The following is a 19021-nucleotide window of genomic DNA, read 5'->3' on the forward strand; positions in this document are numbered from 1 at the left end:
ACATGGTATGAAGTTTGATGACCCGAAATTCACAAAGATAAGCCACCGGAATGTCTGGGGCGAATGGACCTTTATCTTCGAAGGATCAAAACTTTGTGGCCTAAAATTTCGGGAAACTTCAGACGAAGTAAAAGCGACTCCGAGCAATGTACAGGCTTGCGCCTATGCAAGCCCCGACATGGAAACGGAATTGAACAATCGTGTTCGCAACGCCTACCGCAAGGCGGTGAACGAACTTAATTTGTACCTCGCAGGCAAGATCTGCGAGTTTTCTATTCCCATAAAAATCTACGGCACCGACTTCCAGAAAAAAACTCTCGAAGTCACACGTCAAATTCCATACGGTAAAACTTGTACGTACAAACAAATTGCCAAAATAATTGGCCACCCACAAGCAGTCCGTGCCGTCGGGAATGTTCTGCATAGGAATCCGATTCAAGTCGTCATCCCCTGCCATCGCGTAATTGACAGCCGCGGTCGCCTGAGCGGCTATGCACTTGGCGTCGGATTAAAAAGAAGGCTCCTCTGCATGGAGGGAGCCATTCCGAATGAATTAATACTGGAATAACAAACAATATTCAAAAATGCGAATGGTTGATTTAAAATGAACCAAAAAAAAACAGGCGACCCCCAAAGTAGGAAGGCCGCCTAATATCTTTGGACTTTCACTTCGGTCAAGTCCCAAATGCTAGGCTCAGAAATGATCCCGCAAGCGGTCCCGCTTCATTCGCCTTACGCATTTGTCGTCTATAGTCTTTAGTCTCTCGTCTAAACTATGCGCACTGCAGTGCACCGAGCATGTCATAGACTTGAGCTTCGACACTCAGGAGTTCCATGTCGTAATTCGGTGCCCATTCAAGAATTGGCACATTTTTATTTTGAGCATATTCGCGAAAAAGACTTGCATCGCGAACAGAGTGACTCAGAAGAACCGGGCAGGCGTTGTTATGAATGTTCAAGCCCTCAATGAGCTTGTCGGATGTGCAACCATAAGACAAATTGAACACGAAGTCGGCATTGGCACAAGCTTCGTCGATGATATCTTTGTCGGATTCTGCATCACAGGCAAAGATCTCCCCAATTTCAATGTTACCGATAGCGTTAAAAACACCATCCTTGATATCCTTGAGCATGGACAAGAGACCATGGCCCAAAATCGTATCGGCTCCCCAGATTAAAACATTCATACACTCACCTTCTTTTTTACGAATCAAGCAATGTTCGCCGCGAAGCGTTCATTACTTTTTTCTTACGCGTCGCATATATAGAAAAATTTACTCTATTTTGGAATAAAAAGTTAAAAAAATCATACAAAAATTTGACTTTTATCACATTTTGTAAATAAATAAAGCCCTGATTTTATACTTAACTAGCGAGGCTTAATATACAAATGTATACAAAGCTTATCGTTGTGAGAATAAAAGCGTCGGCCACAACCTTAAAAGGCGAGTGCCGCGACCATACTTGTATGGTCATGGTCGAGCCGTAAGGTTGGCGCTTGCGCCAGGATGGGTTTAAGTTTTTCCGAGCTGGGGGCCCGCCCGCATGACGTACTTTTGGTTCTTGAAAAGAATAATTACTATATTTACGCCGGAATTTTAACCAAAAACCCGCCTTTTTGCGGGATTAACAAAAGGAATAAACAATGTCCGAAAATCTCTCTGTACTGACCAAGGCCCGTCAGGCCTATCAGCCGAAGCTCCCGGTCTCCCTCAAGAATGGAGCCCTGAGCGTGAAGATTAACAAGGGTGCAGCTACCGAATCCGTTAGCGACCAGGCCAAGATCAAGGAACTCTTCCCGAACACCTACGGTCTTCCGGTTGTTCAGTTCGAAGCAGCCGAAGCCAAGGCTGGCAAGGCTCTCCGCATGGGCGTGGTTCTCTCTGGTGGCCAGGCTCCGGGTGGACATAACGTTATCGCCGGTATCTACGACGGCATCAAGTCCGTTTCCAAGGATTCCGTCCTTTTCGGTTTCCTCGGCGGCCCCTCCGGTCTCGAAAACGGCAAGTACATTGAAATTGACGACGCCAAGATGGACGCCTACCGCAACGCTGGTGGCTTCGACATGATCCAGTCTGGCCGTACCAAGCTCGAAACTGAAGAACAGTTCAACAAGTGCATTGCTGTTGCCAACAAGCTCGACCTCGACGCTATCGTTATCATCGGTGGTGACGACTCCAACACGAACGCAGCTGTTCTCGGTGAATACTTCCAGTCCAAGGGCGTCAAGACCTGCGTTTGCGGTTGCCCGAAGACCATCGACGGTGACTTGAAGAACGAATTCATCGAAACCTCTTTCGGTTTCGACACCGCTGTGAAGACCTACTCTGAACTCATCGGCAACATCATGCGCGATGCTAACTCCGCTCAGAAGTACTGGCACTTCATCAAGCTCATGGGCCGCTCTGCTTCCCATATCGCTCTCGAAGCTGCTCTCCAGACCCACCCGAACATCTGCCTTATCTCTGAAGAAGTCAAGGCAAAGCAGATGAAGCTCAAGGACGTGATCAAGCAGGTTGCTGACGTTGTTTACGCTCGTGCAGCACAGGGCAAGAACTTCGGTGTCGCCCTCATTCCGGAAGGCCTCCTCGAATTCATCCCGGACGTTGGCGTCCTTATCTCTGAACTTTCTGAAGCCCTCGCCCACCACGAAGCCGAAGTCGAAGGTCTCGACACGGCTGCCAAGGTCGAAAAGCTCTGCGCATGGGTCAGCGCTGAATCCGCTGAAGTCCTCAAGAGCCTCCCGGCCGGCATCCAGGCCCAGCTCATGCTCGAACGCGACAGCCATGGCAACGTTCAGGTTTCCCTCATCGAAACTGAAAAGCTCATCATTGAAATGGTCAAGAAGGAACTCAAGAACCGTGGTGACTTCAAGGGCAAGTTCTCTGCTCTCAACCACTTCTTCGGTTACGAAGGCCGTTGCGCAGCTCCGTCCAACTTCGACGCTGACTACTGCTACAGCCTCGGCTTTGCAGCCTCTGTTCTCGCCCTCAACGGCATGAACGGCTACATGAGCTCTGTCCGCAACGTCACCAAGGGTATCGAAAACTGGGTCGCTGGCGGCCTTCCGATCACCATGATGATGAACATCGAACGCCGTCACGGTGCCGACAAGCCGGTTATCCGCAAGGCTCTCGTTGAACTCGATGGCCCGATGAGCGCTCCGTTTAAGTACTTCGCCGCTCGCCGCGACGAATGGGCTAAGACTGAATCCTACACCTACCCGGGTCCGATCCAGTACTGGGGTCCGAGCGAAGTTTGCGACATCACGAACTTCACGATCAAGCTCGAACGCGGTGCAATGAAGTAATTTTTACTTCAAAACAGCATTAAAAAATAAGATGCTCCTGGCTTCCACCGGGAGCATTTTTATTGTATATTAAAAAAATCACAATCAACAAAAGGTGTCAAAAAATGGCTTGTGCAAATTGCAAACTCCGCGCTCAATACGACAAAAACCCCAAGTCGCTGATTGGACGCATTTGGCGATTCCATATAAACTTTTGCCCAGGCTGGAAAAGCTATATCAAGAGCCTTTCCGAAGAAGAGCGCATCGCTGTCAAGGAAAAGTACAACTTAAAATAAAAGAAAAATGGCGGGCAATGCCCGCCACTTTTAACTTTAAAGGATCCTTCTCTTCGCTCAAGTCCCAAACGTTAACTTCGATTATGTCAAAAAACATTGGACATTCTCTCGTCTTTCGTCTATAGCGAGCCTTGCGAGCGTTCTTTCGTCTAATTACTGCTTATTCGCTTCGCTTGTGCTTAGCAAGTAAGCGTCGATGAACGGCTTGATCTTTCCGTCAAGTACGCCTGCGGTATCAGACGTTTCAACGCCTGTGCGGAGGTCCTTCACAAGCTGGTACGGCTGCAACACGTAGCTGCGGATCTGGCTACCCCATTCGACCTTCTTCTTCTCGGCCATGCGGGCATCGCGCTTCGCTTCTTCTTCCAAACGGTAGTGTTCTGCAACCATGGTCTTGAGCATCTTGTAGCAGGTTTCGCGGTTCTGGATCTGGCTGCGTTCCGTCTGGCAGCTCGCCATGATGCCTGTCGGCAAGTGGGTCATACGCACTGCGGAATCCGTCTTGTTGATGTACTGGCCGCCGGCACCGCTACTGCGGTACGTGTCCACGCGCACTTCGGACATGTCAAGATCAAATTCCACGTCTTCGTGTTCGGGGTACAGATAAACGGCGGTAAAGCTTGTATGGCGGCGGGCGTTCGCATCGAATGGGCTGATTCGCACCAAACGATGAACACCAATTTCAGAACGGAGTAATCCGTAAGCGTTTTCGCAAGTGACTTCAATCGTTGCACTCTTGAGGCCAGCGTCTTCGGCTTCCTGGAAGTCCACCACCTTGAAGTCCATCTTTTCGCGTTCAAAGAAGTGCGTGTACATGCGGAAAAGCATAAGCGCCCAATCCTGGGACTCCGTGCCACCTGCACCCGGATGGATAGACATGAGGCATGCACAGGCATCGTCCGGGCCGTTCAGCATCTTCTTGAATTCCATCGCTTCGACTCTGGACTTGAGGTCTGCAATGTCGGATTCGAGCGTCGCCGTGAGATCGGCAGATTCCTCGTCCTTGCTCATTTCGTAAAGCTCGGCAAGGTCGTCGCACGTCTGGGAAACTTCTTTCCAGGAATCAATAAGACCCTTGAGGTTCCCAATCTTTTTCATCATCGCCTGCGCCTTTTCCTGATCGTTCCACAGGTTCGGGTCGCCAGAATCCTTTTCAAGGACGTAGAGTTCTTCGGTCTTTGCCTCTAAGTCAAAGATACCCCCAGAGTTTATCGATGCGGCTGCGCAACTCGATAAGCCCGGTGTGAGTAGTGTTGAATGCCATATAAACCTCTATATATCAGCTAATTAAAAAAGAAGTGTCATCCTGAGTGCAGAACCGTAGGTCCGAAATCGAAGGATCCAAAAGATCCCTGGATTCTTCGACTTCGCTACGCTTCGCTCAGAATGACACGTACAAACAATTCGTGCTATTACTTAGCAGCGCCGATTGCCTGAGGCGGTTCGTACTTCTTGTCGAGGTACTGGACCTTGTAAGTCTTGCCAAGTTCGTCGAGGTAAGCCTTGAGCTTAGCCTGGCGTTCCTGTTCGCGCTGTACACGCAAGATGTAGTCGATCTGGTGCTTGTAGCTATCAAACTTGCCGTCATTCTTTTCGGTAAGCATGAAGATAGACACGCCGTCATTTTCCGTAATGACTTCAGAGATTTCACCGACCTTGATCTTGCCAACAGCCTTGGCAAAAGCAGCACTCTTGGACTTGGCGAGGAACTTGTTCATGATACCGCCAGTCTTCTTGGCTTCCTTATCGTCGCTATACATAGCGGCGAGCTGAGCAAACGTAGCCTTCTTGGAACGAACCTGGGCTGCAAGACCCTTTAACATGTCCTTGGCATCGCTGATTTCCTGAGCGCTCTTACCCTTGGTAGAGATGAAGATGCGAGCACCGCTAATGGTATCGTTGATTGCAACCTTGGACTGATTGAGCTGCCAGAAAGCCTTGAGATCTTCTTCGGTCGGATCCTTCGGATACGGAACCTTCTTTTCGAGAATCTGTTCGCTCTTGAGCTGATCTTCAATCTTGGACTTGAACTGAGCCATCGTCGTGTTGGACTTCTTGAGTTCCTTCTGGAAGGCTTCTTCGCTCGGGAACTGCTTCTTGAAGAGGTTGGTCAAGCTATCGACCTTACCGGCAGACACCTTGATCCCCATCTTCTTAGCTTCGAGCTTGATGAGTTCCTGACCCACAAGATTATCTACAACTGCATAGCGAAGTTGAGTCATCATTTCGTCAGTCAACTTCTGGCCCGGAGCTTGCTGTTGGCCAAGCATCGTTGCAAGGCTGTCGATCTTACCAGCAGAAATACCCGTCTTTTCGACGCGGATGACGTCGAGACTTTTCGAATTCATCAACTGAGCAGAGGCAATGCCAGCCGTCAAAAGAACAGCGGCTGCACCACGAGAAATGAGTTTAAGAGACATTATTTATCCTTTTATTAAAAAATCAAGGGTTATAAAAATTCAAGGGTTAATATAGAAAACTTACAACAAGCAAAAGCTCCCCCTATGTGATTTTACGCAAACAAAACAATGTTCTTACAAAAAATTGAAGTTATCACTCGTTTTTGCTAAATTATTGCACATGAACAAGATTAAAGTATACACGTTGCAAGGCAAATGGACCGGGGATTTCGATTCCAATAACAAGTGGTACAAGGACGAAGCGCTCAAGCTCAAGGGCAAAAACATCGATTTGCTCGTCCTCCCCGAACTTTTCCACACTCCGTACTTTCCGTTCGAAGAAAACGCTGACTTTTTCGACTTGGCGATTGAAAAGGATCACCCGATTGTCGCCGAATGGCAAGCAATTGCAAAGGAACTGAACGCCGTTGTCGTGTTTCCGTTCTTCGAAAAGCGCGCCCGTGGTATTTACCACAACTCGGCTTTCGTATTTGAACGCGACGGAAGCATCGCAGGGCTTTACCGCAAGAGCCACATTCCCGATGATCCCGCCTTCTACGAAAAGTATTACTTTATTCCAGGTGACACCGGCTTTGAGCCGATCAAGACTAGCGCAGGGACGCTCGGTGTGCTTATTTGCTGGGACCAGTGGTTCCCCGAAGCAGCCCGCATCATGAGCCTCAAGGGTGCCGACGTGCTCATCTACCCGACTGCTATTGGCTGGATGGATTCTGAACCCAAGGAAATTTACCCGCGACAGCAGGATAGCTGGATGACGGTCATGCGCGGACACGCGATTGCTAACCGCACATTCGTGATTGCAGCAAACCGCTCGGGCGTCGAAGGACACCTCACGTTCTGGGGCACAAGCTTTGTTGCCGCACCGGACGGATACATCTTGCAAAAGTGCGATCCTGAATTCTTAGGTGCAAGCTATGTCGAACTCGACCTTGCCGAAACCGAAGAAAATCGCCGCTGGTGGCCGCATTTCCGCGACAGACGCGTGGACTTGTACAAGGACATTTTGAAGATTTGGGCAGAGAAGTAGTTACTAAGCGCCTACGGCGCAGTTACTAGTTAATAGTTACTAGATATTGCTATATAATCACTTCTTGCAACTCAGAACTATAAACTAAAAAATAGTTGCAAAGCAACCTAGTAACTAGTAACTTAGAACTAGAAACTAGACCTTTATCTATCACATGGAATTTTTTATGACAACAAAAAAATCTGTACGTTATCCGGCGGAATGGGAAAAGCAGAGTGCCACGTGGCTTGCTTTCCCGCACAACAAGACGAACTGGTATGGTGAACGCGGCATCAACATCCGCAAGTTCTATGTAGAACTTATCCGTAACATCACGGAATTCCAGCCGGTGAATCTGTTGCTTCCCGCCAAGAACTTCTTGACCGACGAAGAAAAAGCGGCACTCGTAAACCGCCCGTTCCCGGTGAACTTTATTGTCATCAAGACAAACGACATCTGGATTCGCGACTACGGTCCGTTCTTTATGAAGAAGGGCGACAAGAAAGTCGTCACGGAAACGCAGTTTAACGCCTGGGGCGCCAAGTTCCCGCCATGGGGACTCGACAACGCCATTCCGCAGAAGATTGCCGAAAAGCAAGGACTCCCGCTCAACGAAAGCGTTCCGTTCATTTTTGAAGGCGGCGCTATCGAAGTCAACGGCGACGGTCTCGGCATCACGACTGAAGATTGCCTCGTTGGTAAGAACCGCAATGACGAGAAGGATTTGAAGAAAGTCGTGAAGGCCCTCTGCAAGGCTTTCGGCCTCAAGGAAATGCTCGTGCTCCCGCACGGATTGCATGGAGACCACACGGACGGCCATATCGATAACGTTGCTCGCTTTGTCGAAAAAGACAGAGTCGTCATGTGCATGACGGACAACAAGCGCTCCCCCAACTACGCGATATTGACCGAAGCCAAGCAGTTCATCGAAAGCTGGCTCAAGGAACATTACGAAACCGCCAAGGTCGATACGCTCCCGCTCCCGCCGCAACGTGTGCTCGATGACGGACAAATTCTCCCGGCATCGTACATGAACTACATCTACGTGAACGGAGGCCTCATCTTCCCGAAATACAAGTGTCCAAACGATGCGAAAGCCAAGAAGTATTTCGAGAGCGTGTACCCAGATCGCAAAGTGATTGGCATTGATTGCCGCACCGTGATCGAAGAAGGTGGCAGCCTCCACTGCATGAGCAAGCACGAAAGTGAATAAAGTAGGAAGTTAGAAGTAGACAGTTAGAAGGGAATGCAAAAAAAATTCTTCCTACTTCCTACTACTGTCTACCGCCTACTTTTCTTGTTTTCGTGACGTGTTTTTGCTAGTTTATTTATATGCTCTTTTCTTTTGACGCACGAATATATTTTGTACGCACGTTGCCAGTTATTCTCTTTATGTCTTGCTTAGGATTTGCAGAAACAACTGAGAATGACGTTTGCGATTTTGACGATTCCCTCGCCGTCCTGTTAACCAGAAGCGTCCAATCTCATACCAGCCATAGCGAAGTTCTCGATTACATCCTGCAAAACAGTCTCTCCGTAAACCATGTAGAGTGCAAGGACGAATACAAAGTCCAAGCCATTTCGGCAAAAGTGAAGGGCCTGTTCAACACAAGCAAAACAGCCAAGAATGTTAAAGTAGACGATATCGTCTACACAAAATACGAGCATTTTTCAGGCAAAGAAGAGGACGGCAAAACTCTTTCTGACGAAGACAATGCGGCGTTCAACATCGTCTTGGATTGCATCATCGCCAAATACGACAAGCATTTCGCAAACGTCAAGCGCAACATGCTCACGGTGGCCCTTAGCAGGAAAAATTCCGTTTACGGATTCGATTCCAAACTAGACGCGTTGCTCGACGAACTGCAAATATCCAGAATATCGATGATTGAAGGTATATCAAAATCCGCACTCCGATGGCAATGCGAACGCTCGTGGGCCAGATTATGGATTCAAGATGATGTTCCCTCTTTAAAAAAGTACAACGAGAACAACTATGAATGGCTACAAACAACTTCTCGGAATTTCATAAAACAATACCCGGAAAGTCCATATACGCCCGTTTTACAAGCCCTAATTAACGACTCGTTAATGCAGTCTCTTGTAAACAACGAAGAAAAACTCGACATCCAGCTTTATGAAGAAGACAATAGGCATCTAGCATTCGGGCTTGGATTTTTAATCGGGAAACCGTTGTTGGGAGCAGGTCTAGAAGCTGAAAAAACAACATTTTCTGCCGGTATAGCACAAGGTCGATTGCAGATTATGCGTTTCGTAGCGCAAGTGCAATGCGACATGTATTTCAACAGTAAAGCGTCAGCCGTCGGGCTAAACGGGCTTTTTGGATACAACCTCGAATTTGGCGATTACGGATTGGATTTGCTAACAGGAATCGGCATACAACAGTTTTTGGAAGATAAAGATTCCACCGTTTACAAAGCCTATTCATTCGGTTTGCAGGGCTACAAGAGAATCTTTTTTACGGGATTAGGTGCAATCACTCCCCAGATTCAATGGACTTTGAAAACATTCAAATACAAATCTCCCGAAACAAGCCGCAGGAGACGAGTCTATATCAACCAGTTCTATATAGGCGCAATCCTTGATTTCGTCATACCATTTTCTGAAATACATTAATAGAGAATTAAGAATATGCACCGATTGAGTTTCATTTTTCTCCTGATTTTATCGACTTGCAGCCTGATTTGCCATGCCGAAGAAATTGACGCCTGTGAATTTGACCAATACGTCCTTGGAATGCTTAATGAAAATGCCGTTTCGGACAATTCCTCAAGGCATCTAGAATTGCTGGATTTCATCGCCGAACATGGACACAAGACGAATGCAGAAATCTGCGCCGATAAAGGACAACGCGAGAAACTGATCCGAATCGCCTATACACTTTATGACGAAAAAAAAGGCGACAACGAATTTAAAAACGTTTATCCAAAATACGCTTTTTTCGCAGGTCAAGAAGAAGAAGGCAGAATCGCGACAAACGAAGACAATACGATGTACAACCTGCTTTTGGACTACATGATCGCAAAATACGACAACCAGTACGCTTTTCAGAAAAAAGAAATGCTGAAAAAAAATCCAGACGGTTCAAAGATTCTCGCATCCAGTATCGCCCAGAAACTCTTTACTGCCGAAAGGCTCATGAATATTGCTACCAGTTTGGCCAAAAGCACGTCCGAACTGGCTTTGGACCTGTCTACATCTTGGGCGGAGCTATGGTTCCAGGACGAAAGCCCGCTAGGACACCACGAAAAATTTGATTACGACTACTCATGGATATTGAACACTCGCGACAAGTTCTTGCAAAAATACCCCAACAGCCGTTACAAGACTGCCATTATGGCAATCATGGACGACAACATTTCTAACCAATTTACTCAATACGACAGGAACGACAGCTACTTCAGTTTCGGCTTTGGATTTTCTTTAGGGAAATCCTTAAAAAGTTCCTCGTTAAAGAAAGTAGGTGAAACCTTTACAGCAGGGTTTCCTGAAGGACGTTTGCAAATTCACAATTTTGTTATCCAATTCCAGAATGACCTTTTCGTTGCTAAAAAGGCGTCTCCCAGTTTTGACTTGTTCTTGGGATACTCTTTTGATTTCTACAAATTCAGAGCCGATGTCATGGGCGGCATTGGATTAACATCGTTCAGCTTTGATAATGATACGACAAACAACATGTCGTTCTTTGGAAGCGCTCAGATAGTCAAAAAGCTCCCTGTGGGCGACATACTCTATCTTTCTCCCAAATTTCAATGGATTGTAAAGGGAGTCCGTTTTGACGATCCGTTTTCCAACCGCAAACGCTGGGGCTTAATCAATCATTTTCTATTCGGACTAATTTTCGAAGCCCAAATGCCGTTGTCAAAGTTGAACACCAAGGACAGCGGCAAAAATCACGACCTCATCCGAAGAACAAGCATCCGAATATAGAAGAAAGCGCTACTAAAAAATTCTTCCTACTTCCTACCGCCTACCGTCTACTATTCTTCGCCTTCGCGATTGCTTCTTTTGCTAATTTATCTACAAGTTCATTCCACTTGACGCCAGTATGGGCGGCGACCTTTTCGAACTGCACTCGGTTGAGATAAGGTTTTGCAGCCGCCACATACATCTTCGCGATGTTGCTCTTGGCCTGCCATTCGCCCTTTGCCCAACGCGCAATGCCTTCGTAGTCATGGCAGATGACGCCCTTCATATCGTGCGCGTCTAGCCATTTCATCGCCTGGAACGAAGCCATCACTTCCCCATCGATATTGCGGCTTTCAGCATCGAATGCCGTAATTCCCGAGCCACGGGCAAGTTCCTTGTCGTCTTCAGTTACAACAAACGCCCAGCCGGCAGGGCCAAATCCCGGCGAAAACGAACCATCGACAAAAACACGGATCCCATCGGGCGCAGGAGCCTCCATTCCGTCGAGCCAAGCCTCCGCTTCTTCGCGGGAACCGAAGGATTTGAACAAAACACCTTTAACCCCATGCGTGAGCTTAAGGCATTCATCCCACGTGGTTACAATTTTCTTTTCATTTTCGCTTTTTACGGCATAGAACTTCTGTTTAGGCATGGCGCAAATTTATATATTTTTGTCGAATTTAAATTAGGAGTTCAATTGTTTTCTTCACGGTACTTCGCCGATAGCAAGAAATATTTTGCCATGCGCTTACTTTGCAAGCCATTACTGTATCGATGGTTTGCGTATAAGGCGCGGAAAACAAGGAGTTCCAAGACATTTTCATTCCCCAAATGCCTGCAAGACCATGAAAAGACTGTGTTCTTCATGCCAGAAGAGAAGGAAATCGCAAAGATTATCCTGAACGAACTTCCCGAAGAAAGCCTAAAAAAAATCCTGTTCATCGCACATGGCGATCTAGAGATTCTTTTTTCAAAGAAATCAGCTCAAGTATCTTACTACACAGACAAGGGATGCAGATACGGCGAAACGAATTTTGAAAAACTTGAATACCAAGTCAAAACATACGCCCCAGTCGCTTGCGTCTATCCAGGCCCTTACAAGCCACAATTTTTATACCTAGCCCTGATCAGCGGCGCTACTTGTCGAGTCGGTTTTGAATGCGTCAAGGAGTACCCATTCTTAAACGTGAGTCTCCACCAGCTTAAAACGATTTCGCCAGCCAAGATGATCGCTCGCTATTTTATAAAGGGTAAAAAAGGCTAGCCATGCAAAAGATGTTTTCGACAATCATCACTGAAAATGGCGGCTATGCAGACTTGCACATGCACACCAAGCTTTCCGATGGCACTCTATCCGTTGATGAGTTGCTCATGCTCTGCAAGCGCAAGGGACTTCGTTGCATATCCATCACGGACCACGACAATCTCGATAGCTACAAGCTCGCCGAAGAACCGGCCAAGGAAATCGGTCTCGAAATCATCCCGGGAATTGAAATTTCAGCCGTTTGGCAAGGCAAGGACATCCATATTCTCGGATACTTCTGTGACCCGACGAACCTCGCCTTGAACATGGAACTCGAAGATTTCGCAAAGCAGCGCATCGCCCGCGTCAAGGCGATCATCAAGAAGCTGAACGCGCTCGGCATCGGCATCACGTTCGAAAAAGTGCATTCATACTGCAAGGGTAAAATCATCGGTCGCCCGCATATCGCGATGTCGCTCGTCGATGAAGAATACATTTCGAACTTTTCCGAAGCGTTTACGAAATACCTCGGGGATGGCTGTATCGCCTTTGTAGAAAAGAAGGGCCTTAACCCGCAAGAAACAATCCGCTTGATAGAAAATGCAGGCGGCATCGCCGTCCTTGCGCACCCATACAAGTCCGGCCTCAGCGACCAGTTCATCGAAAACATGGTGGAATGGGGCATACAGGGCATGGAAGTCTACAGCCCGGCACAAAAGGGTGCTGTTGGCCGCAAGTACAAGGAAATGGCGCAAAAGTTCGGACTTGTGGGAACAGGCGGTTCCGACTTTCACACCGAAAGTGGAACCTACCCCCCTGGTTGCATGAAAATGCCATACACTGTTGTCCAGGCACTCCGAGAAAGGCGCGAAAAATCTCGTGCAGAATGGTTCTAATGAATCGTGGAATTCTTCTAATTGCTGTTTTGTCTACGCTTGTCTCAAGCGTTTTTGCTGACGTTATTCACGCTAAGCAGAGCAAGCTCCCCGCTCCGCAAGACTCCGTTTTTGAAACGCCGAACTCCCCAGACCCAGCTCCGCGAGAAACCGACGCTGGACGTTGGGTCATTCCGCTGCGCGAAGTCATGCAGCGCACGTACGACGTCTCGGGTCAAAAGTCCGAATGGGTGCTAGGCACATCCATCCTCGGAAGTCCAGAACTCCCCGCCAAAGCTCTCGGCATCGGGAGTCTCAGCAAGCGTTACCCGAGCAAGCTTGCCGGCATTTACACCACGCGTTTAAGCTTCGACGCATCCACTCTCGCTCTCAATGGCGAAAACGGCATTCTCTTTGAAGAACGACACGGCATCCCGGTCGACACGCCCATTACAGACGTGAACTGGGAACGTGGAGCATTTGAAGGCAACGCTTTGCGACTCGAATTTCGCCGTCTCATTACGGACTCCGTGACGCTGGACCTCGGTGTGGCAAGCCATTCCGACTTGCTCTCCAAGCCGTATGAATACCAACCCGTAACGCATTCGCCTTTCTTCGCCCTGGGCCGCGACTCCACAGAAATTCCATTTGGCGGTCGCAATATCGCCATGAACAGCATGCACATCCAGCCAATACTCACATGGCGATTCGGCTACGGCAAGGCGTTCTTTAAGATAAACTATTTAAGTATTGATAACGCAGACAACACCTCCCACAAAGTTCTGCTGGATACGCTCGACCCGACAGTTCGCGATTTCCAGACCGATCCATACAAAATCAAAATCGAGACGCGCACGTATGGCGGTGGAGTCGAATTCTATCCTGCAAAAGACTTGACGCTTGGTACAGAACTACATTATGGCAATCACGAAATGGATTTGCGCAAGTTATCGAAAATACGGAAAGGCGTCGATACCGTTTTCAACGAATTAAAACGCCCTGTAGTGACTTACAGCTATTACGATACAACAAAAGACCGTAACCACGAAACCATTCTTGGGAATTTTGAAGCACGTTACAACATGTTGCTGAATCCAAGGCTGCGCTTTGAATACGAATTTTTAAATACCGAAGAATCAGGCCACGATAACGAAACGCATAAATACTATCAGGACAGGGAAATCGGCTACGCCGAGGTTTCCGATACGCTTTTCGGGAAGGCTTTATTCCGCATACAGGCAGGAATGCAGCGCAACAGTTCTGTCCTGGATTCTGTCGAATTTGCGCCAGCTTTTTCTCTCGATGGTACATACCTCCTCCCCTATCACCTGATGGCAACGGCATCGTACCGCCACGACAACAAGTTTCCCGACGTCAACCAACTCAAGCTTGTTGAAACCGGTCGAGTCGCATTCCCTAACGAGAACCTCAAACACGAAGTTCGCGACCGCGCGACAGCCAATCTCGTATGGCAAAAACGCGATGTCTTTTACGGTCTTGGCCTGCGCTATGAACATGCCAACAACCTGATCAAGCCCAAATGGGCTGTAAATCGCGGCATTGATACGACATACACCTACGACGAACTGTACGATACGACCTACGCAAACGTGGTTGACTCCATTCCATCGGCTTTCCGCTATGAGAACTTTGACCACGCCCATACGCTCGACTGGATCATGCAAGTCGGGTTCCGTCTCGCCAACTGGAAATTTTACCTGGAACGCGGTCAAAGAATCACGAGAACAAAGCTAATAGACACCCCATCGCTCTACTACAAAGGCAGCATCCACTGGCAAAACAGATTTGTCAAAGACAGGCTTGGTGTAAGCGTCCGTGTTGATTTTCAGTGGTTTAATGATCGCTACGACTGCACGATCAACAAGAATGGTGAACCTGAACTATTCAGGCTAAAGCATTATCTTGCTATGGATTTCGAAGCCCGCATGCAGATTCTTACATTTGAACTCTACAACCGCATCGAGAATTTCAACCACAGCATTTACATGCCGGAATCAGGATACACCCCCGAAGGGTTGCGCTTTGCCTACGGCATCGTCTGGACATTCGGGAACTAATCCGCACGTCACTGGACGCCAACACACTCGTCATCCTGAACGAATGTGAAGGATCCAGTCAAATCGAGCCTATGCAACTCAAGAAATGATTGGATTCTTCATTCCAAACGTATATACTAGAAATAATGGTTTCTATCGGCACTCAGTGCCTCCAGAATGACAGGTCGCTCAGAATGACGTTAAAAAACTAAACAGCCTGGATTCCGAGCAGCACAAGATACGCAACATACAAGCTCAAAAAGAGAGCACCGCCGATTCTTCCAAAACCGCTCACCCGCTTGCCATTCTTTTTCTTGACTGGAATGCAAATCAAGAAAAGCAAAAGCGTCAGTGCCGACATGATCGGCACATCACGGTTCATCACTGCTGGATCGGCAGCCTTGATCGGAGCAATGACAGATGCAAGCCCGACCACGACAAGCGTGTTAAAAATATTGGAACCAATTATGTTACCGACAGCGAGGTCATTCTCGCCACGGCGAGCCGCCGCAATAGAACTTGCAAGTTCCGGAAGCGATGTCCCGACAGCAACAATCGTAAGGCCAATCAGCAAGTCACTAACACCAAGCGCATGCGCCATATAAACAGCGCCCCACACCAGCATACGCGAACTTACAATCAAAAGAACGAGTCCCACAAGCAAACTCAAAACAGCCTTGCCAATGGACACGCCTTCAGCAGGAATTTCTTCAACTTCAGAAATATCGGAAGCTCCGCCAGACTTTCGACGCTTGCGCTTTGCCTTCAATTCACTTAAAATATTAAAGCCCATAATTGCCACAAAAGCAACGAGCAACACGGCTCCATCTATTAAAGAAACATTCCCGTCCACAAGCAACAGGACGGTCAACGCCGTCATGGCAATCAGAACGGGAATATCCCGCGACATAGCCTGCTTTTGGACGACAACAGGAGCAATAAGCGCCGTCACGCCAAGAATAAGCGCGATGTTTGCAATGTTTGAACCATAAGCATTGCCCAAGGCAAGCTGCGGTGTATCGTTCATTGCAGACAAAATGGAAACAACCATTTCAGGAGCGGAAGTTCCAAATCCCACGATCACCATCCCGATAAGGAAGGTGCTCATACCAAAAAATCGGGCTACGCCGACAGCCCCATCTACAAAACGGTCTGCACTCCAGACCAGGAGAAAAAGGCCAACGACGATAGCCACAATTGAAAGAATCATGTTATACTAGAAAGCGTAGAAGGAAGCACCGATGGAGAACGATTTATAGGACAGATTGTTGATTGCCCATTCGTTATAGTCATCATACTGATTGGTAAGGCCCCAATTGAATCGGGCATCGAAACCAACATAACGGTTCGCACGGATGCCAAAGCCAAGAACAATCGACCAGTCCACAATCTGACGGCAGTCATTATCCATCATGTCATCCTTGCGATTGATTTTGTTGTTCTTCGGATCTCTCGAATACTTAAACTTAAACTTGTCCGCAACAGCAAAAGAAGGCTGGACACCCACATCAAAGAACAGATTTGACGTAGCACTCTTCAAAGAAAGAAGCATCGGAACAGCAATGCGATACTGACTGAAGGAGAATCGATATTCGCCAAAAGTTTCCTTATATGTTTCATTGAATGAATTGCTCACCTTGTCGTGTTCGAAGAGGACGCCTGTTTTGAACGCCATGTTGTATTCGTCCAACGGGACAAGTGCAAACGCGCCGACATTCCAAGCCAAGCCGGAATAACGGTCATAATCATAGCGGCCATTATCGCCCGAGAGGAATCCGGCTCCAATAAACGCCTGGACGCCAAACGTAAATTTCAACGGATGACGCCCGCGAAGCTGATCCATGTCAATTGTATCCGCGCTCGGGACTTCGGAAACGTAAACGGTCTTTACAAAGCCACCGCTCGTTTCGACATCAGACGGAGAATAAACCGGCTGATAGACAAATTTCTTTGCGGTCTTCTGTGCAACAGGCTTTGCCGCATTTTCACCACGAACGGCAGTCGGTTCCGAAAAAAGATTTTCCGGAGCAAGTTCTTTTTCGACCTCCGCAAACTTATCTTGCGGAGCCGCTTGTGCAGCAGGAGCAACTTCTGCCACAGGAACATTCTGTTCAGGGGCCGCCACAGGAGCGGTAGGCACAGCCGTTTCTGCGGGAGCCACTTCCTGAGCCATCGCTGCGGAAACCGCAAGAGCTGTCAAAATTCCAGTGTACTTCAGATTCATATTAATCCTCCAATAGAAATCTTGTAATATTATAGTATTTTTGTATTCAAAAAACCAATACAAAATACAAGCGTCTCATCCATAAAATACTAGATTACGCTATATGAAAACAAATATTGTCTCTACTGCTACGGGCAAAGCCAATGCATACGCCCTATTTTTCGTCAAAAAATCCATCCAATTTTCCAACATCCTTTCGGAAGAAGCCGAAAAGCAAGTCGAATCCGTATTAAACGGGATGAATGACGGACCGTTTGAGGATCTAGAGTTCCTGGAAATCGACAACCAGCCCACAATCTTTGTAGATGCGGCCAAGGAACGAGGTCTTTCGTCACTGGACCACCTGCGTATGGCAGCATACCGCCTCGCCAAGAAAGCAAGCAAGCGCCAGATTCCGGTCGTTTCCATCATGCTTGCCGATGCCGCTCCAGAACAGTTCAAGAGCTTTTTGCTTGGATTGCATTACGCAGACTACAAGTTCGACGCCTACAAGAGCAAGCATAAGGAAGCTTTCCAGGTCACGTTCGAAATTGTCGCTGGTGAACAGGTCGCTGAATTCAAGAAGATTGCAGAAGTTGCAGCTATTGAAAACAAGGCAATCGTCCTCACCAAGAATTTGATCAACACAAGCGCATCCGACCTTACACCTGCTGAATTTGTCGAAAACGCAAACACGATTGCGAAGTTCACTCCGGGGCTTTCGATCAAAGTTCGCAACATGAAGCAGCTCGAAAAGGAAGGCTTCATGGGACATGTGACTGTCGGCAAGGGCAGCTCGCACGAGCCGTACATGATTACGCTTAGCTACGACGGAAGCAAGGGTGCTCGTGGGACTAAAGCTGCTGGTAAAAACGCAAATAAAAATGTGCGCACATCCGCAGACCATTTGGTCTTTGTCGGCAAAGGCCTCACGTTTGATACGGGCGGTCTCTGCCTCAAGCCGCCTAAATCCATGCCCGAGATGATTAGCGATATGAGCGGAGCCGCTACCGTACTTGCCGCGATCCAGGCCATCGCAACTCTTGAACTACCGATCAAGGTGAGCGCCGTGTGCTGCCTCGCCGAAAACGCCATCGGCAACAAGTCCGTATTGCCAGGCGACATCTTTACCGCCAAGAACGGAAAGACGGTCATGGTCGATAACACCGATGCCGAAGGACGCCTCGTGCTCAGCGACGGCCTTGCCGAAGCAGGCCTCATCGGAGCCACACACATTGTGGATCTCGCGACCCTCACAGGTGCCATGGTACGCGCTCTCGGATACGCCGTTGCCGGATTCTTCTGCAATGACGACGCCCTCGCCTTGAACGTCATCAACTGCGGCGAAGCCTGCTGCGAAAAGTTCTGGAGCATGCCGCTCGAAGAAGAATACGCCGACGCCTTGAAGGATCACTTTGCTGACCTCAAGAACACCGGAAGCGACGCGGGCGCCATTGCCGCCGCCCTCTTCTTGCAAGAGTTTGTTCCTGAAAACACCGCCTGGGCACACTGGGATATCGCAGGGACCGCATTTGTAAGCAAGGCCTGGAAGTACACCGACTTTGGCGCAACAGGCTTTGGTGTGCAAACGCTCATCGAACTTGCAAGACGTATGTCTAGCGCAAGCGACGAAAGCGAAGACGCAGCAAACGAAGATGCTGACGGAGAATACGCTACAGTAGAAGTGTAGTTTTCGCTGGTA

Annotated in this window: 17 protein-coding genes; 11 read left to right on the forward strand and 6 right to left on the reverse strand. The window is 48.2% G+C overall.

The features are described from left to right. Positions 1-7 precede the first annotated feature (7 nt). Positions 8-568: a methylated-DNA--[protein]-cysteine S-methyltransferase gene (locus tag B7990_RS04410; RefSeq protein WP_088639790.1), complete on the forward strand. Its 561-nt coding sequence runs from the start codon at positions 8-10 to the stop codon at positions 566-568. Positions 569-773: 205 nt separating this feature from the next. Here the strand turns inward: B7990_RS04410 and B7990_RS04415 are convergent, their stop codons facing one another. Further along, positions 774-1187: a hypothetical protein gene (locus B7990_RS04415; protein WP_088639791.1), complete on the reverse strand. Its 414-nt coding sequence runs from the start codon at positions 1185-1187 to the stop codon at positions 774-776. A gap of 458 nt (positions 1188-1645) precedes the next feature. Here B7990_RS04415 and B7990_RS04420 point away from each other — a divergent pair, with 458 nt between their 5' ends. Both B7990_RS04420 and B7990_RS14920 read left to right on the forward strand, forming a co-directional pair. Next, positions 1646-3310, forward strand: a complete 1665-nt coding sequence (locus tag B7990_RS04420; RefSeq protein WP_014545075.1) for a diphosphate--fructose-6-phosphate 1-phosphotransferase — start codon at positions 1646-1648, stop codon at positions 3308-3310. A gap of 104 nt (positions 3311-3414) precedes the next feature. Further along, positions 3415-3585, forward strand: a complete 171-nt coding sequence (locus B7990_RS14920; protein WP_170861513.1) for a hypothetical protein — start codon at positions 3415-3417, stop codon at positions 3583-3585. Positions 3586-3738: 153 nt separating this feature from the next. Here the strand turns inward: B7990_RS14920 and prfB are convergent. Both prfB and B7990_RS04430 read right to left on the reverse strand, forming a co-directional pair. Continuing rightward, a protein-coding gene (gene prfB / locus B7990_RS04425) for a peptide chain release factor 2 (protein WP_141099210.1) occupies positions 3739-4849 on the reverse strand; the annotation gives its coding sequence in 2 pieces (ribosomal slippage) (positions 3739-4776 and positions 4778-4849; 1110 coding nt in all). A 148-nt stretch (positions 4850-4997) separates the two neighbouring features. Beyond that, positions 4998-6005, reverse strand: coding sequence for a peptidylprolyl isomerase (locus B7990_RS04430; RefSeq protein ID WP_088639793.1), 1008 nt, complete (start codon positions 6003-6005; stop codon positions 4998-5000). A gap of 160 nt (positions 6006-6165) precedes the next feature. On the opposite strand from B7990_RS04430, the gene B7990_RS04435 reads away from it, so the two are divergent. The 4 genes from B7990_RS04435 (at position 6166) to B7990_RS04450 (ending at position 10962) form a co-directional block, all read left to right on the forward strand. Then, on the forward strand, positions 6166-7032 hold the full coding sequence (locus B7990_RS04435; RefSeq protein WP_088639794.1) for a carbon-nitrogen hydrolase: 867 nt from the start codon (positions 6166-6168) through the stop codon (positions 7030-7032). Between the two features lie 166 nt (positions 7033-7198). Then, a complete protein-coding gene (locus B7990_RS04440; protein WP_088639795.1) occupies positions 7199-8224 on the forward strand; it encodes an agmatine/peptidylarginine deiminase in 1026 nt (341 codons plus the stop codon). Between the two features lie 179 nt (positions 8225-8403). After that, positions 8404-9648 (forward strand): hypothetical protein, encoded by a 1245-nt coding sequence (locus B7990_RS04445; protein WP_088639796.1) that lies wholly within the window; start codon positions 8404-8406, stop codon positions 9646-9648. 24 nt (positions 9649-9672) lie between these two features. After that, on the forward strand, positions 9673-10962 hold the full coding sequence (locus tag B7990_RS04450) for a hypothetical protein (protein WP_141099211.1): 1290 nt from the start codon (positions 9673-9675) through the stop codon (positions 10960-10962). A 40-nt stretch (positions 10963-11002) separates the two neighbouring features. Here B7990_RS04450 and B7990_RS04455 read toward each other — a convergent pair whose 3' ends face one another. Next, entirely contained in the window at positions 11003-11593 is a 591-nt protein-coding gene (locus tag B7990_RS04455) for a viroplasmin family protein (protein ID WP_088639798.1), read from the reverse strand. A 213-nt stretch (positions 11594-11806) separates the two neighbouring features. On the opposite strand from B7990_RS04455, the gene B7990_RS04460 reads away from it, so the two are divergent. From B7990_RS04460 to B7990_RS04470, 3 genes are read left to right on the forward strand one after another with little or no spacing between them, the layout of a single operon-like run. Further along, positions 11807-12205, forward strand: a complete 399-nt coding sequence (locus B7990_RS04460) for a hypothetical protein (protein ID WP_254917317.1) — start codon at positions 11807-11809, stop codon at positions 12203-12205. 2 nt (positions 12206-12207) lie between these two features. Beyond that, positions 12208-13080, forward strand: a complete 873-nt coding sequence (locus tag B7990_RS04465; protein WP_072828682.1) for a PHP domain-containing protein — start codon at positions 12208-12210, stop codon at positions 13078-13080. Beyond that, positions 13080-15137 (forward strand): hypothetical protein, encoded by a 2058-nt coding sequence (locus B7990_RS04470; RefSeq protein WP_254917318.1) that lies wholly within the window; start codon positions 13080-13082, stop codon positions 15135-15137. Before B7990_RS04465 ends, B7990_RS04470 begins: the two co-directional genes overlap by 1 nt. 187 nt (positions 15138-15324) lie before the next feature. On the opposite strand, the gene B7990_RS04475 is transcribed toward B7990_RS04470, so the two are convergent. Then, positions 15325-16326 carry a calcium/sodium antiporter gene (locus B7990_RS04475; protein ID WP_088639800.1) on the reverse strand — a complete coding sequence of 334 codons (1002 nt, stop codon included), beginning with the start codon at positions 16324-16326 and terminating at the stop codon, positions 15325-15327. 6 nt (positions 16327-16332) lie between these two features. Next, positions 16333-17340, reverse strand: a complete 1008-nt coding sequence (locus B7990_RS04480) for a porin family protein (protein WP_088639801.1) — start codon at positions 17338-17340, stop codon at positions 16333-16335. A 103-nt stretch (positions 17341-17443) separates the two neighbouring features. Between B7990_RS04480 and B7990_RS04485 the strand changes: the two genes are divergently transcribed. Continuing rightward, positions 17444-19009 (forward strand): M17 family metallopeptidase, encoded by a 1566-nt coding sequence (locus B7990_RS04485; RefSeq protein ID WP_088639802.1) that lies wholly within the window; start codon positions 17444-17446, stop codon positions 19007-19009. The last annotated feature ends 12 nt before the right edge of the window (positions 19010-19021 follow it).

This window comes from Fibrobacter sp. UWB4 (assembly GCF_002210345.1).
Lineage (GTDB): Bacteria > Fibrobacterota > Fibrobacteria > Fibrobacterales > Fibrobacteraceae > Fibrobacter.